Annotated in this window: 13 protein-coding genes; 4 read left to right on the top strand and 9 right to left on the bottom strand. The window is 71.0% G+C overall.

Features of this window, described 5'->3' with window-relative positions; all coding sequences use genetic code 11:
• The 5 genes from EV279_RS07835 to EV279_RS07815 form a co-directional block, all read right to left on the bottom strand.
• A complete protein-coding gene (locus tag EV279_RS07835) occupies positions 1 to 1,464 on the bottom strand; it encodes a glutamate-cysteine ligase family protein (RefSeq protein WP_133542345.1) in 1,464 nt (487 codons plus the stop codon).
• Between the two features lie 119 nt (positions 1,465 to 1,583).
• A complete protein-coding gene (locus EV279_RS07830) occupies positions 1,584 to 2,033 on the bottom strand; it encodes a pyridoxamine 5'-phosphate oxidase family protein (RefSeq protein ID WP_133542343.1) in 450 nt (149 codons plus the stop codon).
• 63 nt (positions 2,034 to 2,096) lie between these two features.
• Positions 2,097 to 3,338, bottom strand: coding sequence for an amidohydrolase (locus EV279_RS07825; RefSeq protein ID WP_133542341.1), 1,242 nt, complete (start codon positions 3,336 to 3,338; stop codon positions 2,097 to 2,099).
• A gap of 59 nt (positions 3,339 to 3,397) precedes the next feature.
• On the bottom strand, positions 3,398 to 4,129 hold the full coding sequence (locus EV279_RS07820; RefSeq protein WP_133542339.1) for an alpha/beta hydrolase: 732 nt from the start codon (positions 4,127 to 4,129) through the stop codon (positions 3,398 to 3,400).
• Between the two features lie 313 nt (positions 4,130 to 4,442).
• Positions 4,443 to 5,657 (bottom strand): alpha/beta fold hydrolase, encoded by a 1,215-nt coding sequence (locus EV279_RS07815; protein ID WP_133542338.1) that lies wholly within the window; start codon positions 5,655 to 5,657, stop codon positions 4,443 to 4,445.
• A gap of 194 nt (positions 5,658 to 5,851) precedes the next feature.
• Here EV279_RS07815 and EV279_RS07810 point away from each other — a divergent pair, with 194 nt between their 5' ends.
• Positions 5,852 to 6,820, top strand: coding sequence for a TIGR03557 family F420-dependent LLM class oxidoreductase (locus EV279_RS07810; protein ID WP_133542336.1), 969 nt, complete (start codon positions 5,852 to 5,854; stop codon positions 6,818 to 6,820).
• Between the two features lie 9 nt (positions 6,821 to 6,829).
• Here the strand turns inward: EV279_RS07810 and EV279_RS07805 are convergent, their stop codons facing one another.
• On the bottom strand, positions 6,830 to 7,549 hold the full coding sequence (locus EV279_RS07805) for a CoA pyrophosphatase (protein WP_243728481.1): 720 nt from the start codon (positions 7,547 to 7,549) through the stop codon (positions 6,830 to 6,832).
• Positions 7,550 to 7,702: 153 nt separating this feature from the next.
• Between EV279_RS07805 and EV279_RS07800 the strand changes: the two genes are divergently transcribed.
• Positions 7,703 to 8,284: a DNA starvation/stationary phase protection protein gene (locus EV279_RS07800; RefSeq protein WP_133542332.1), complete on the top strand. Its 582-nt coding sequence runs from the start codon at positions 7,703 to 7,705 to the stop codon at positions 8,282 to 8,284.
• Positions 8,285 to 8,607: 323 nt separating this feature from the next.
• Entirely contained in the window at positions 8,608 to 9,507 is a 900-nt protein-coding gene (locus EV279_RS07795; protein WP_243728480.1) for a lytic transglycosylase domain-containing protein, read from the top strand.
• 70 nt (positions 9,508 to 9,577) lie between these two features.
• On the opposite strand, the gene EV279_RS07790 is transcribed toward EV279_RS07795, so the two are convergent.
• From EV279_RS07790 to EV279_RS07780, 3 genes are read right to left on the bottom strand one after another with little or no spacing between them, the layout of a single operon-like run.
• Positions 9,578 to 10,462 (bottom strand): alpha/beta hydrolase, encoded by an 885-nt coding sequence (locus EV279_RS07790; protein WP_133542328.1) that lies wholly within the window; start codon positions 10,460 to 10,462, stop codon positions 9,578 to 9,580.
• Positions 10,462 to 11,712 (bottom strand): glycosyltransferase, encoded by a 1,251-nt coding sequence (locus EV279_RS07785; RefSeq protein WP_133542326.1) that lies wholly within the window; start codon positions 11,710 to 11,712, stop codon positions 10,462 to 10,464. Before EV279_RS07785 ends, EV279_RS07790 begins: the two co-directional genes overlap by 1 nt.
• A 32-nt stretch (positions 11,713 to 11,744) precedes the next feature.
• Positions 11,745 to 12,848, bottom strand: coding sequence for a class I SAM-dependent methyltransferase (locus EV279_RS07780; protein WP_133542324.1), 1,104 nt, complete (start codon positions 12,846 to 12,848; stop codon positions 11,745 to 11,747).
• Between the two features lie 178 nt (positions 12,849 to 13,026).
• Here EV279_RS07780 and EV279_RS07775 point away from each other — a divergent pair, with 178 nt between their 5' ends.
• Positions 13,027 to 15,798 carry a LuxR family transcriptional regulator gene (locus EV279_RS07775; protein ID WP_133542322.1) on the top strand — a complete coding sequence of 924 codons (2,772 nt, stop codon included), beginning with the start codon at positions 13,027 to 13,029 and terminating at the stop codon, positions 15,796 to 15,798.
• The last annotated feature ends 31 nt before the right edge of the window (positions 15,799 to 15,829 follow it).

The following is a 15,829-nucleotide window of genomic DNA, read 5'->3' as shown; positions in this document are numbered from 1 at the left end:
TCACTCCCACGTGTGCACCGGCTCGTTGGTGTGCATCGCCTCGCGGTATTCGAGCAGAGTCGCGCGGAGGGCGTCGTAGCGCTCCATGTCGGCTCGCCGGTGCATCCGATCGACGAACCAGCCCGCGCCGGTGACGCCCGTGAGGCAGCGGCCCTCGATGATGCCGAGCAGGCGATCGCGGACGGATGCCTCGACGCCCCACGCCTCGAGTCCCTCGTGGGCCTTGGGAAGGAGACGTCGAAGAACGAGCTCGGTCGCCGGCACGTGGCCGACGCCCGGCCAGTAGAGCTGTGCGTCGATGCCGTCGCGAGCCGCGGTGTGGAAGTTCTCCTCGGCGGCCGGGAACGACAGCTGCGACCAGAGCGGACGGTTGTTCTCGGCGATCGCCCGCACGAGTCCGAAGTAGAAGGCGGCGTTGGCCATGATGTCGGCGACCGTGGGGCCGGCGGCCAGGAGCCGGTTCTCCACGCGCAAGTGCGGCATACCGCCGGCGATGTCGTAGATCGGCCGGTTCCAGCGGTAGATCGTGCCGTTGTGGAGGCGGAGCTCCGCGAGGGAGGGGATGCCGCCCGCCTCGAGCTCGGCCATGGGATCGTCGTCGTGCACGATCGGCAGAAGGGCCGGGAAGTAGCGGACGTTCTCCTCGAACAGATCGAACACCGATGTGATCCATCGTTCGCCGAACCAGACGCGGGGCCGCACGCCCTGCACCTTCAGCTCCTCGCTGCGGGTGTCGGTGGCCTGCTCGAAGAGCGGGATCCGCGTCTCCCGCCAGAGCTCGCGCCCGAGCAGGTAGGGCGAATTGGCCGACATCGCCAGCTGCACGCCCGCAATGGCCTGGGAGGCGTTCCAGTAGGCGGCGAAGGAGTCGGGTGATGTCTGCACGTGCAGCTGGGTGCTGGTGCAGGCAGCCTCCGGCAGGATCGAGTCCGCTGTGGTCCGCAGCCGCTCCGGACCGGCGATCGAGATCGCGATGTCCTCGCCGCGCGCATCGAGGATCTGCTCGCTGAGCAGCCGATAGCGCGGGTTGGCGCTGATGTTGTCCGGTCGCAGGTGGCCCTCGGCGAGGGTGGGGAGGATGCCGATCATCACGAGGTGCGCACCGATCGCCGACGACCGGGTCTCCGCGTGGTTGAGGCTGCGCCGCAGCCCCTCCTCGAACGTGGTGAGCCCGCCCTCTCGCAGGCGGGCGGGCGGCACGTTGATCTCGATGTTGAACTGCCCGAGCTCGGTCTGGAACGCGGCATCCGCGATCGCCTCGAGCGCCTCCGCGTTGCGCAGAGCGGGGTCTCCGACCTCGTCGACGAGATTCAGCTCGACTTCGAGGCCCGTCAGCGGGTCGGTCGTGTCGAAATGCGCTTCGCGAAGCATCCGCGCGAACACGTCGAGATTGCGCCGGACCTTCTCACGATGCCTCGTGCGGTCGGCGCGGGTGAACTCCTGTGCCGGGACGTCCTCCCCCATGCCGGAACTCTAGCGAGCCGGTGCCCGAACCGGCAGAAGGTCGCGCCCGGCGGGTCGGCCGCGCACCGGGTCCGGCGCAGCCGCGGCCGGGAAGCGGCGCTGCGGGTGCCGCGCGGCGGTCAGGTCGTCGAGTCGTCGGACGAGGCGCGATACCGGGCGGGCTCCGCCGTCCGCCGGAACCATCGACCGCTGATCTGGGTCGGCGCGATGCGCACCCACCGGTACTTGAGCGTCGGGATCCACGGGCTCAGGGGCAGGGCGTCCGCTGCGTCGATCTCGCTCTGCAGCTCGAGGCGCTTCGCGACCCCTTTCACGATCACGCTGGCCGCGGAGCTGTCGTCGAACTCGTCCACTTCGAAGGCCACTCGCGGATTGTCGGTGAGCTCCGCGAGCTTCGACCCGGGTGCCGTGCGGAAGAGCAGACGGGGGCCGTCGACCACGTAGTTCACGGGGAAGATGTCGGGCTCGCTGTCGGCCGCGAGGGCGAGGCGGCCGAGTTCGCCGCGAGACAGCAGATTCCAGCACTGCTCCTCGGTCAGCGTCACCACCGCGTCGTTCGTGTCGTTCATGACGTATCTCCGTCGATTCGTCGGCTGGAGGATGCTCCGCTCAGAACGATACTTCGGGACGGGTCAGCCCTTCCAGGACGTTCGGCCCAATCGCTCCCAGCGCTCCACGATCCGAGGCGTGCGATCGTCGCCGGCCGCAGGTTCGACGACGGCGCGACCGTTGATGAACACCCGCTCCACTTCGGAGCCGACCGACAGCGGATCGCCCGACCAGACGACGATGTCGGCATCCCGTCCGTCTTCCAGCGCTCCGACGCGCGCCTGCAGCCGGAGGATGGATGCCGGGTTGATCGTCAGCGCCTCGAGCGCCGTCTGCGCGGGCAGGCCCTCCCGCACCGCGAGGATCGCCTGCAGTCGCAGCTGATCGATGGGGACGACGGGGTGGTCGGTCGTGATGGCCACGGTGACGCCGGCGCGCGCGAGAAGCGCGAGGTTGCCGATCGCCCGGTCGCGGAGTTCGACCTTGGACCGCGACGTCAGCAGCGGACCGAAGATGACCGGGATGCCCTTCTCGGCCAGCACGTCGGCGATCTTGTGTCCCTCGGTGCCGTGGTTGACGACGAGCGAGTAGCCGAACTCCTCCGCGAGGCGGATGGCCGTGGCGATGTCGTCGTGGCGATGGCAGTGCTGGTCCCACACCAGCACTCCGTCCAGCACGGCCGCCAGGGTCTCGTCCGTGAGGTCGCGATCGAACGGCTCGCCCTTGGTGGCCGCGGCAGCCCGCTTCTCGGCATAGTTGCGAGCGCCGACGAACGCCTCGCGCAGCACCGCAGCGACGCCGAGCCGCGTCGACGGCGTCTGCTTCTTGTCGCCGTACACGCGCTTCGGGTTCTCACCGAGGGCGGACTTGACCGAGACGTCGAGCGCGAGCACCTGTTCGTCGACGGTGCGGCCGCCCCACGTCTTGATCGCGACCGTCCGCCCTCCGATCGGGTTGCCGGAACCGGGCTTGATGACAGCGGTGGTCACGCCGCCGCGCAGAGCGTCGCGGAATCCGACCTCCTCGATGTCGATGCCGTCCAGCGCCCGGAACCGGGCGCCGTTGGGGTCGGTCATCTCGTTCGTGTCGTTGCCCGACCAGCCCTCGCCCTCCTCGTGCACGCCCAGATGCCCGTGGGACTCGACGAAGCCCGGGAGCACCCAGCTTCCCGGCGCCTCCACGATGCGCGCGCCGTCCGGGACGGGGGTACCGGGTCCGCCCACGGCCGAGATGACTCCGTCCGTGGCGACCACCGTCCCGTTCTCGATCGGATCGCCGATCACAGGAACGACGTAGCCACCGGTGATCGCCAGGAACTCGGTCATCCTCCCACCCTAGGTCGGCCGCGGCGCCGCGGCGCCGGGGCCGCCGCCGCGCGGCGGAGTCAGCCGACCGAGGCCGCGGCGGCGCGGATCGCGTCGAGCGTCACCTCGGGGTGCGAGACCATCGACACGTGCGAGGCATCCACCTCGGTGATCGTGGCTCCCGCGCGCTGGGCCATCGTCCGCTTGAGGGCGATGGGGATGACCCGGTCCTCCGTGCCGAGGACCGCCCAGCTGGGGATCGTCCGCCACGCCGGCGGGCCCGAAGGCGTCACATTCGCCACGAGCGACGCTGGTCGCTGCGTCGCGGCGATCAGCCGGCGATCGGGCTCCGGGAGGTCCTGAGCGAACGAGTCGTGGACGGTCTCGGGCTTCAGATAGGCGTCCGCCGCACCATCGGGTGCGCCCGGGTACCCTGCCAGATCCAGCACTGTGGTGGGATCCTCGACGGCGAGCGCGGATCCGGACCCGCCGAGAAGGCCGACGACCGTCTCCCCCTCATCCGGGATGAATGCGTCGACGTACACGAGCGCCTTCACGTCGCCGCCGCCGAGCGCGGCGTTGGTGATGACGGCGCCTCCGTACGAGTGGCCGACGAGCACGACGGGTCCCGAGGTGCGCTGAGCGAGGAACGACGCGATGTAGGCGGCGTCCGACTCGAGGCCGCGCAGCTCGTTGGGCGGCGCCAGCACGACGAACCCCTCGTCCTGGAGTGGCGGGATCACCGCGTTCCAGCTCGAGGCGTCGGCCCATGCGCCATGGACGAGGACGAGGGTGGGCTTGCTGTCCGGCATGCTGACTTCCGATCGTTTCGGCCGCAGTCGCGCGGCTTGTGAAGGATGGATCGCGCCCCGAGTGCTGTGCCGGACGCAGTCGTCAGGATAGGAGCGCTCTCACCGGAGTGTCCAGCGTTGTGATCAGGAATTCACGTCGGGTCGAGCGGCCGCCGAAATGCTCGGCTCACCACCTGGGACGGGTGCGACGGCCACGTGCGATCGCGCCGATGCGAACGAGTCGAAGCCGGAGCCCGCACGAACCCCCCGGCCGTGCGGACTCCGGGGCCTCAGAGCCTACACGGGCGGAGTGACCGCGAACACTCGCATCGGTTCACGAGAGCCGAGTGGGCTCGAGGATGCTGTCGAGCCATCCGAACGAGCGGGCGTGGTAGTGCTGGCGCGCGCCGACCTCGCAGTGGTCGCCGGCGCCGTCGACGGCGAGGAACGTGATCAGCTCCTTCGGACAGGTGAGCGCGGCGAACGTCAGCGGCGCTTGCGATGCGATGGGGTCGAGCTCGCCGTGACAGATCAGCGTCGGGCACGTGATCCTGTCCGCGAGCCCCTTGAGCGTGTAGCGCCGCGCGTCGCGCACATAGTCCATCATCGATCCGACGCCGTTGACGTAGAGCCCGCGGCGCAGACTCCATCCCTCGGTCGGCTTCTTCATGAGCTTGTCCATCCGCGACTGGACGATCGCGACCGCGGCCTCGTTGCCGTCCGGGATCTGCGCCCGCACGGGCATCGGGAGCCGGTCGAGCACGGCATCGAACAGGTCGTAGAAGTTCGCGTCGGCGATGCACGCCGCGAGGCGGTGCTCCCCGCTCGCGGCCCGCGGCGCGAGGAAGCCGCCGAGGCTCCAGCCGATCAGCGCGATGCGCTCCGGATCGGCGCCCGGCCGCTCGAGCAGCCAGTCGACGACCGTGGGCACGACGTTCTCCCAGTCCGGCCGCAGCGTCACGCCCTGCTCGATGAGCACCGCCCCCTGCCCCGGCCCGTCGAAAGCCAGGACGTCGTAGCCGCGATCGAGGGCCGCCTGCGCGTTGCCGAAGTACATCTCCTCGACGGTGCCGTCGTACCCGTTCGTGAGGATGACCGTGGCACGCCGGCGGTCGTCGTCGGCCACGCGGAAGTAGTAGCCGGGCAGTGTGATCTTCCCGAGCGGGATCTCCACGATCTGGACGTGCGCGCCGAGATACGGGATCGCCCGCCGGAACGCCTCGCGCTGCCGGACCAGGCTCTCGCGCAGGCGCGGGTCGACCGGGCTGCCGAGGAAGGCGATCCCCGACGTGCGGAAGTATGTGCAGGCACGCAGGAACGCGCGCTTCGCGGTGTCGGCCCGGGCGGAGGCCTCGGCCTCCTCACCGAGCGCGAACGCCCGCCGCCCCGCCGCCGCCCACTCGTCGTGCCAGCTGTCCAGATCACGCTTCTTAACGCGGCGGGCGATCGCGATGCACTCCAACACGTCGGCGCCGCCGTACGGCGCCGTGCCGGCGGCGCGCAGCGTCTGCCCGTCGAAGAAGTCGTCCTCCACGGCGAATCCCGCCATCGCGCCCTCGCTCTCTCGTCGCCCTCACTCTGGCGGTCGCGGATGCAGCGGGCAAGCGGCGGTTCCCGCGGCGTCGCCGCACCCGCGTAGCAGGTCACCGGACGGGTGCCAATCCCTCGATCGCCCCGCCGCCACGCCGTATCGTCCCCCACATCGCGTTCGGGCGATGCCGGACGCCGCCGACAGGAGGAATGATGGCGCGATTCGGATACACCCTGATGACAGAGCAGAGCGGGCCGCGTGAGCTCGTCCGATACGCCCAGGCCGCCGAGGACGCGGGCTTCGACTTCGAGGTATCAAGCGATCACTTCACGCCGTGGCTCATGAGCCAGGGCCACTCCCCGTACGCGTGGACGGTGCTCGGAGCCGTCGCGCAGGTGACGTCGTCCGTCGACCTGATGACCTACGTCACGTGCCCGACGACCCGGTATCACCCCGCGGTCGTCGCCCAGAAGGCGGCGACCCTGCAGATCCTCAGCGAGGGCCGCTTCGTGCTGGGCGTCGGTTCGGGCGAGAGCCTCAACGAGCACGTCGTCGGCGAGGGCTGGCCGAGCGTCGACACCCGGCAGTCCAAGCTCGTCGAGGCCATCGAGATCATCCGCGAGCTGCACAGCGGCGACCTCCTGACGTACGACGGCGAGTACTTCCGCGTCGACTCGGCCCGGATCTGGGACGTGCCGGACGTGCCGGTCGAGATCGCCGTCGCCGTCTCCGGGGACGAGTCCATCTCGTCGTTCGCGCCCCTCGCAGAGCACATGGTGGCCGTCGAGCCGGAGGGCGACCTCGTCGAGAAGTGGGACGAGGTGCACGAGGGCGGCTCGCGCAAGATCGGTCAGGTGCCGATCTGCTGGGATCCCGACCGGGATGCCGCGATCGAGCGCGCCCACGACCAGTTCCGGTGGTTCGCCGGCGGGTGGGCCGTCAACAGCGAGCTGCCGACGCCCGCGGGATTCGCCGCCGCGAGCCAGTTCGTGCGTCCGGAGGACGTCGCCGCGGAGATCGCCTGCGGCCCCGATCTCGACGAGCTGGCGGAGAGCGTGCACCCGTTCCTGAAGGCCGGCTTCACCGATGTCGCCGTCGTCCAGGTCGGAGACGAGAGGCAGGATCAGTTCCTCGCCGAGGTGGCCGAGCCGCTTCTCGAGCGGATGCGCGCGCTCCGCTGAAGTCCCGCGTCAGTCGGGGAGCTCGAGGGGCAGCTCCTTCTGCTCGTCCCACGGCTCGGCCCAGCCGAGCCTGTCGAAGAGCGCGTCGAGCAGCATCCCGGTGAAGCCCCACACGAGGTGCTCGCGGCCGTCCTGCGCGACGAGGAAACCCGGCCCGCGCCACTCCTGACCGTCGCGCCGGATGACGGTCACGCCGCGGTTCGCCGGCGCGAGCAGGTCGGCGACCGGGGCGCGGAAGACGTCGGTGGACTCGGCCACGTCGACCACCCCGACGGGCGACGGATGCCGCCACCACCCGAGCACGGGAGTCACGAGGTGCTGCGAGTACAGCAGTGGCACATTCTCCAGCACGCCGAGCACGTCGACGCCCGCCGGATCGAGCCCGGTCTCCTCCCGCGCTTCCCGGAGGGCCGCGGCGACGGGGCCCTCATCCCCCGGGTCGACGCGTCCGCCCGGGAAGGCGACCTGGCCGGGGTGCGAGCGCAGGGTCGTCGCCCGGGCGAGCAGCAGGACGTCGAGGTCGCGCGAGACCGCGGAGGCCTGCGCGTCGTGATCGCTTGCCAGCCCGTCGAGGACCCCGAAGAGGATCAGGACCGCGGCGGCGCGGGCATCCGTCGCCGGCGGAAGGCTCGCGACCCAGCGGGATCCGCGCTCGTCACCGGCGGCGGCAGCGTGGGCGAGCGCCGTCAGTTCGGCACGCGCGCTCAGCGAGGTGGGATCGGCACGCACCGGATCAGGGTACGCCCGATGGCGGACACGCGGCGTTCGAGGCATCCGTCGCCGCGTACCACGGCGACGGCATGCCCACAATCCCGCGCCGCGCGGCGCCGACTGGGCCTACCGTCGAGACGATCCCCGACCATGAGACCGAAAGGCGAAGCGATGGCTGACACCGCGACCAAGAAGAGCTCGACCTCCTCGTCGGGAGGCACCGCGACGAAGAACCGCCGCCGTCCCGCGAGGAGTGGCGCCATGCTCACGAACGAGCAGAACGCCGAGAGCGGCTTCCAGGCGTCCGAGTCGCTGAGCGAGAACCTCCAGCGCGTGCTGGTCGACCTCATCGAGCTGGCGAGCCAGGGCAAGCAGGCGCACTGGAACGTCGTCGGCAAGAACTTCCGCGACACGCACCGGCAGCTCGACGAGATCATCGAGGCGGCCCGCGGCTTCAGCGACACGGTCGCCGAGCGCATGCGCGCCCTGCACGCGCTCCCCGACGGCCGCAGCGACACCGTGTCGGAGACGACGACCCTGCCCGAGTTCCCGCAGGGCGAGATCGACACCTCCGAGGTCGTCGATCTCATCACGGAACGGCTCGAGGCCGCCATCGGCACGTGCCGCGAAGTGCACGACGATGTCGATGAGGAAGACCCCACCTCCGCGGACATCCTCCACGCCATCCTCGAGTCGCTCGAGCAGTTCGCGTGGATGGTAAGCGCCGAGAACCGCACCCCCTCCACTCGCTGAGAACGTCGCGGCGGGCGCGATCCCGCGTCCTCGGGTGCGGCCCCCGAGCCCCCTCGGCGCGCCGCAAGAACGGCGCGCGGGACGCCGCCGTCCAGGTAACGTCCAGATAACGCTCAGAAAAGACGTGCAGGATCAGGGTTTTGTGTCCGCAAGAGCGGCCGCGATGCGTCGAAACGCCGGCGCGGACTCCCGACACGAAACCCGAATCCATGCGCTCGAAGACGTCTCCTCCTTCCGCCCGCCGTACTCGCCGACTGTCCGAACGCCGCACCCGACGCCGTCCGCTCGTCGTCGCATCGGGAGTAGCCGCCGCCGTCGCCACGATGGTCGGGCTCGTCGGCGCCGTCCCTGTGTCGTATGCCGAGGCATCCGGATCGTCGGTGACCTTCGTGCCCGCCTCGTACACGATCCCCGCCACGACGACGGCGACGACCGCGACGGGCGAGGACGGTGCGACGAGCACCGCCGCTGAAGCGGTCACGGCCGCTGCCGCCGCCGTGACGGCCGCTCAGGCTGTCACGTCCGACATCGCCGCCTCGGGTCTCGACATCGGGGTCGCGGAGACGACGGTGGACACCGCCGACCTCCAGCAGGCGGCCGACCGTCTCGAGATCGGCATCGACCACCTGCCCGACGCGCTGCTCCCCGACGTCACCGACAATGTGACCGATCTTGTGACGGCGACCAACCAGCAGGTCGCGAGCCTCCGCGGCAGCCTCGACGCGGCGATCGCCGCCGAGGCGCAGCGACAGGCGGAGGAGAAGGCCCGTCAGGAAGCGGAGGCCCGCGCCAAGGCCGAGGCCGAGGCGAAGGCCGCCGAGGCTGCGGAGAGCTCTTCGTCGTCGGGCTCCTCGTCGGGGCGCTCTGCTTCGGCCCCCAGCGTGCCGATCCCCTCGGGGAACGGCAACGGCGACAACAGCCCCAGCGGCGCTCAGGCGTTCGCCTACTCCCAGTTCGCCGGCCGCGGCTGGGGAGACGATCAGTTCGGCTGCCTCGTGGCGCTGTGGAACAAGGAGTCGGGCTGGAACTACCAGGCGTACAACCGCTCCAGCGGCGCCTACGGCATCCCCCAGGCCCTCCCGGGCAGCAAGATGGGCTCGGCGGGAGCCGACTGGCAGACCAACGCCGCCACGCAGGTGCTGTGGGGTCTGGGCTACATCCAGGGGCGCTACGGCACTCCGTGCGGCGCGTGGGGTCACTCGCAGTCGACCGGCTGGTACTGAGTTCTCGCACCTGAGACTTTCGGGGACGGATGCTGCGGCATCCGTCCCCCGCTTTCGTGAACGAAGGCGCTCAGCGCTGGCCGGACGCCGCGGCCCGGAAGACGAACTCCCGCAGCAGCAGGTTCACCTTCACCGGGTCGCGCGCCTGCGGGAGATGTCCGCCTCCCTCGATCACGACGTGCTGGGCGCCCGTCAGCTCCGCCAGACGGCGGCCGCGCTCGGGGTTCTGGCACATGTCGAGGGAGCCGGTGATCACCAGGACCGGGCATCGCACAGCCCGCGCGGCGGTGATGGTCTGCTGCTCGTCGCCGGGATACGGGGGTGAATAGCCGGCCAGCAGCATCGCTTCGGGAGTGGTCTGCAGCGCCCACGCGACGCAGTCCTCGCGCTGCTTGGTGGAGTGCGGCTCGGGGAGCAGCTGGCCGAAGAAGAACTCGGCGAAACCCGGCCAGTCCTCGAGCCAGTAGTGACGATTGAGCTTCTCCCACCCGTCGTATGATTCGCGCGCCTCGTCGAAGTCGAAACGCACTTTGTGCGGCAGGGGCGGGCTCAGCTGCAGGCCGGGGTTGATCGAGCAGATCCCGAGCACCCGCTGGGGGGCCTCCGCCGCCATCATCACGACGTAGCCGGCGCCCGTGCACAGGCCGACCAGGACCGCCCGGTCGGCCCCGACGGCATCGAGCACCGCCCAGGCATCGTCGATCATCAGCCTGTCCTCGAAGCCCTCCGCACTCCGGGGGGTGGTGCTCCCGCCGTTGCCTCTCGGATCGCTCACGACGACCCGGAAGAACCGTGCGAGGAACGGGATCTGAGCCTTCCACGCGCGGCTCTGCACGATCGTGTCGGGCATCAGCAGGTAGACCGTCGGCTCGCCCTCGCCGTACACCTCATACCGGACACGGTCGCCCGCGCCCCGGTCGACCCACCCCGACGCCGACGGCTCGACGGCGCGCATCAGAGAAGCTCCCCCAGCAGCGCCGCGGCGCGGGCGGCCCCGTCGGTCTCGACCGGCCGGCAGCTGACCTCGCGTCCCGCCTCCGCGACGAGCTCCCCGGCCAGCGTATCGGGATCGCTCGCCTCCGCGTACCGGATACGGCGTCCGGCGCCGTAGCGCTCCAGCCGGTGCCGCACATGGAAGTTCTGCTCGAAGTGATTCTCGAGCGGGACGTACAGGAACGGCCGGCGGGCGGCGGCGAGCTCCATCGTCGTCGTGAGCCCGCCCTGCACGACGGCGACGTCGCACGCGGCGAGGCTCAGGTAGAGGTCGGGGACGAAGCCGCGAACCTCGGCGCCCTCCGGGCACGGGAGCGATGCCGGGTCGATGCGCGGACCGGCGACGGCCAGGAACCGCAGCCGAGACTCTCGGCGCCGCGCCTCGGGCACCGCATCCAGCACGCGCCGCAGCAGGGCCTCTCCGACTCCCGATCCGCCGACCGTCACGACGCAGAGCAGCTCGCCGCCGTCGAGTCCCAGGTCGTCGCGAACCCGAGCGAGCTCGTCGGGTGACGGAGGCGAGAATCCCGTGACGTATCCCGCGAAGTCGAAATTCGCCTCCGTCCACTCCCGGATGCGCGGCAGCCCAGGACCGAACGACTCGTCGATGACGTCGTCGGGGTTGCCGACGAAGATCGAGCGATCGCGCAGGCGCCGATAGCGCGCCCGCTGCTCGAGCATCTCGGCGTTGTAGTCCGCCGTCAGCGCGGCCTCGGCAGCCCCGCCGACGGGCATGGGCAGCCACCCTACGAAATCGGTCAGCCACGCGAATGCGAACCGCTTCAGCTCGGGATTCTCGTGCAGGAAGTAGTCGACGTCCCACGCTTCGTCGCCGATCACGAGGTCGTAGTAGGTCTCGTCGACGACGTCGTTGAAGACCATGAAGTTGCTGACCAAGATCTCGTCCATGCGACGGATCGCCTGAAAGGCGTGAAGGTCGTGGTCGGCGGACTCATCCTCGATGTGCGCCGACTCGTTGGCCAGCCACGCGGATGCCGGATGCACCGACTCACCGGCGTCCGCGAGGACGCGGGTGACGGGATCCTGCGCCAGCCAGTCGATCCGCAGGTCGGGGTGGATCGCACGCAGCTCCCGCGCGATCGCTACGTCGCGCCGGGCATGACCGAGCCCGATCGGGGACGAGAGGAACAGCGCCCGCTTCGGCCGACGCTGGGCCCGCACCCACGTATGGCTCTTCCCCATCGTGGCCATGCCCCCAGTCTGCTCCTCCCGCCGCGCGACCGTCAGGGGCGTGCCTCGAGCACCCTGTTGAACGGCGTCTCTGCGACGCTGCGGAATCGGGTGAATCCGCCTGCCGCCGTCACGTCGCGGATCCGCGCCGGCCCCGCCTGCGTCCCGAGCGCGAGGCCGACGTCTTGCGACAGCGACGAGGGCGTGCACAGCAATGTCGAGAATCCGTAGTAGGCGCGGCCGACCGGGGTGAAGTTCTCCTCGACGCTGTCGCCGGCCATGGGCTCGACGATCATCCACGTCCCATCGTCGGCGATGACCTCCCGCACATGGCGGGCAGCTCCGACGGGGTCGCCCATGTCATGAAGGGAGTCGAACATCGCGACGAGATCGTACCCGCGCCCGCCGAACGCCTGTGCCGTGGCCACCTCGAACGTGACACGGTCCTCGACGCCGGCTTGGGCCGCTCGTGCCCGGGCGGTCTCGATCGACGCTGCGTGGTAGTCCGAGCCGATGAATCGCGAGTTCGGGAAGGCCTGTGCGAGGAGGATCGAGGATGCGCCGTGCCCGCACCCGACGTCGGCAACGAGGGCGCCGCGCTCGAGCTTGGACCGGACGCCGTCCAGCGCCGGGATCCACGAGTCGACGAGGTTGGCGTGGTAGCTCGGCCGGAAGAACCGCTCGCATCCGACGTGCACGTCGGTGTCGTGCTCATGCCAGCCGTAGCCCGCGCCGCTTCGGGCGGCGTCGACGATGTGCTGGGTGTCGTGCACCGTACCGAGGGCGATCTGGAAGAAGCCCGGAAGGAAGGCCGGGCTGTCGGCATCCGTCATCGCGAGCGCATGCTCGGGAGGGAGGGTGTAGCGCCTCGTCTCGGGGTCGTATGTCACATAGCCGCCGGCCGCCTGCGCATTGAGCCACTCACGCGCGTAGGGCTCGGCGGTCTCGGTGCGCTCGGCCAGCTGTGCGGGAGTGGTGGGCCCGTGGGCGGCCAGGTCGCGGTAATAGCCGAGCTTGTCGCCCATGACGACGAGGGCCGCGTTCAGCGTGGCACCCACCTCGTCGACCGCTCGGAAGACGAAGCCCATGAGCTTGTCGGTGTCGATCGGTGAGGGCCCCTGCGGCTGGTCGCTTCGGACTTCGGTTGTCAGTGACATGGGATTCTCCTTCGTCGGGTTCCGTCCTGGATTCCTCGACGCTAGGAGGGGGCGGTTGAGCGCCGCATCCGGGGACCCCCCTGGTCTTTCCGGCGCGGATCGGGACGGGCGGCACCGTGCATCCGCACGACCGCCGCTCGGCCTGGGCGACGGCCCCGCTCCGGCCTATGCTCGGAACATGCTGGTGGGTCGGCAGGCCGAGCAGCGGGCGATCGACCAGCTCGTCGCCGGGGCTCGCCTGGGGACGAGCGGCGTGCTCGCGATCCTGGGCGAGGCGGGGGTCGGCAAGACGGCCCTGATCGATGACGCCGTCACCCGCCTGGACGGCATGCGTATCCTGCGCGCGACCGGCCTCGAGACCGAGCGGGAGATCCCGTTCGGTACCCTGCTGCAGCTGCTGCGCCCCGCGTTGGGCTCGCTCCACGGCATCCCCCGCGCGCAGGCGCAGGCCCTGGCTTCGGCGCTCGCGCTGTCGCGGCACGAAGGCTCCGCGCTCCCGGGCTCGCCGATCGCCGACGGTCGCGATCGCTTCACGATCGGCGCGGCGGTGCTGAGCCTTCTCTGCCGCTACGCGGAGGACGGACCGGTTGCCGTCATGGTCGACGACTTCCAGGTGGCCGATGCCGCCTCCGCGAGCACGCTCGCCTTCGCCGCACGCCGGCTGTCCGCCGACCCGGTGATGGTCCTGCTCGGCGTGCGGAGTCCCGACGGGGACGACGCTGTCGCCGGCCTCCCTCGGCTCGTGCTGGCCGGGCTCGATCTCGATGCGACGCGTCTCCTGATCGCACGAACCCGCGGCGGCCACGCCACCGAGGAGCAGGTGCGAAGCCTTCACGACGCGACCGCCGGCAATCCGCTCGCCCTGCTCGAACTCGGGGCAGCCGATCCGACGTCGCTGGAGGGCGTCGAGGCAGGCATGCCGCTGCGTGTGCCTCGGGCGGTGACACGCGCGTTCGGCAGGCGTCTGGGGCGTCTGGATGGCGAGTGCCGAGCCGTCCTGCTCCTGGCCGCAGTCTGCGGCGCCGACCTCCGGCTCATCACGCATGCGTGCGCGGCGCTGGGACTGGATGTCGGCAGGCTCGGTGAGGCGGAAGACTCGGGCTTCGTGACCGTTGCAGGCGGACGCGTCGACTTCCGGCATCCCCTGCTGCGCGCCGCCGCGTACTCGGCGGCCTCGGTGGACGAGAGACGAGCCGCGCACCGCGCCGCGGCGGACGCCACGCCTCGAGATGATGTCGACCGGCGCGCATGGCACCTGTCGGAAGCGGTCTGGCAGCCTGATGGCGAGGTGGCTGACCTTCTCGCGACCGCGGCGGAGCACGCTGTCCTGCGCGGTGCGTACTCCGTGGCGGCCGGCGCCTTCGAGCGCTCGGCGCGAGTCAGTCCTGACGGACCGACCCGCGAGGCCCGGCTCCTGCGAGCGGCCGACACCGCCTGGGCGGCGGGAGACGGCGAACGCGCGCTGGCGCTTCTGGAGCAGCGGGATGGCGTGGCGGGCGCCGCGGACCCCAGCCGCGACGTGCACGCGATCGAGCTCCGCGCCTCGATCGCGGCGCGGTCCGGCTCGCTCCGGGAAGCGCTCGAACTGCTCGTCGCGGCTGCCGACTCCGTCGGCGACCCCGATGATGAGGCCGTCGCGCTGGCGGACGCGGTCCACGCGACCTACTACCTCGGGGACGCGCACACGGCCGCTCGTCTCGCCGACCGGCTGGAGGCGCTTCGTGGCCGAGTGCTGAAGCCGCGGTCGCGCACGCTCGCGCTGATGGCGACGGGGATGGCTCGGACGCTCGCCGGTCAGGGTGGCGCGGACGAAATCCGCGCCGCGGTCCCTCTCCTCGAGTCCGATCCCGACCTCGCGCACGATCCGCGCCGCCTGTCGTGGCTGCTGCTGGCGCCCCTGTTCCTCCGCGACTCCACGAGCGGGTCGCGGCTGCGCGCACTCGTCGACGAGGTCCGCGGGGCCGCGGGCATAGGGGCGCTTCCCGCCGTTCTCTTCCACGTCGCGCGCGACGAGTCCACGACGGACGCACGGTGGACGCGCGCCGAGGCGGACTACACCGAGGCCATCCGTCTCGCCACCGAGACACGACAGACCACCGAGCTCGCGATGTCGCTCGCGGGACTCGCGTGGCTCGAGTCCCGCGCAGGGCGTGCGGAGGCGTGTCGCGTCCACGCCGCGCAGGCACGGGAGCTGTGCATCGCGCGCGACATCCACGTCGGGGAGGTCTGGGTCTCACTCGCGACCGGCGATCTGGAGCTGTCGCTCGGGCGCGTGGAGGAGGCCGCCCGGGAGCTCACGCGACTCGGTGCGCTGCTCGAACGGCTGGCCCTGGACGACGTCGACCTCGCCCCCGGGCCGGAGCTGACCGACGCGCTCCTCCGGCTCGGCCGCCGCGCCGAGGCCGAGGAGGTCGCCCGGACCTACCGCGAACGGGCTGTCGCGAAGGGGCAGCCCTGGGCCCGAGCGCGAGCCGATCGAAGCGTGGGCCTCCTGGCTGGGGACGCCGACGTCGACGCCTGGTTCGAGTCCGCCCTGGCGTGGCACGATCGGACCCTCGACCGATTCGAGACCGCGCGGACGCAACTCGCCTTCGGGTCGCGGCTGCGGAGGGCGGGCCGACGCATCGACGCGCGCATCCCGCTGCGCTCCGCGCTGGACGCCTTCGCAGAGCTCGGGGCGCACATCTGGCGTGATCACGCGGCCACGGAGCTCGCGGCCACGGGAGAGCATGTGCGGGCGGCGGGATCGAACCCGCTGGCCGCCCTGACCGCCCAGGAGCTCCAGGTCAGCGTCCTGTTGGCGGACGGCCGCACGACGCGCGAGGCGGCGACCGCGCTGTTCCTGAGTCCCAAGACCGTGGAGTACCACCTGCGGAAGGTGTACACCAAGCTGGGCATCTCCTCGCGGACCGAGCTCGCGACCGCGCTGCGCGGCCCCGCGGCATCCTGACGCGACTGCCGACACCCGGCACCCTGGCCCT

This window comes from Microbacterium sp. BK668, from assembly GCF_004362195.1.
Classification (GTDB): Bacteria; Actinomycetota; Actinomycetes; order Actinomycetales; family Microbacteriaceae; genus Microbacterium.
The sequence above is the reverse complement of the archived record's forward strand: the minus strand, read 5'-3'. Positions and strand labels throughout refer to the sequence as shown.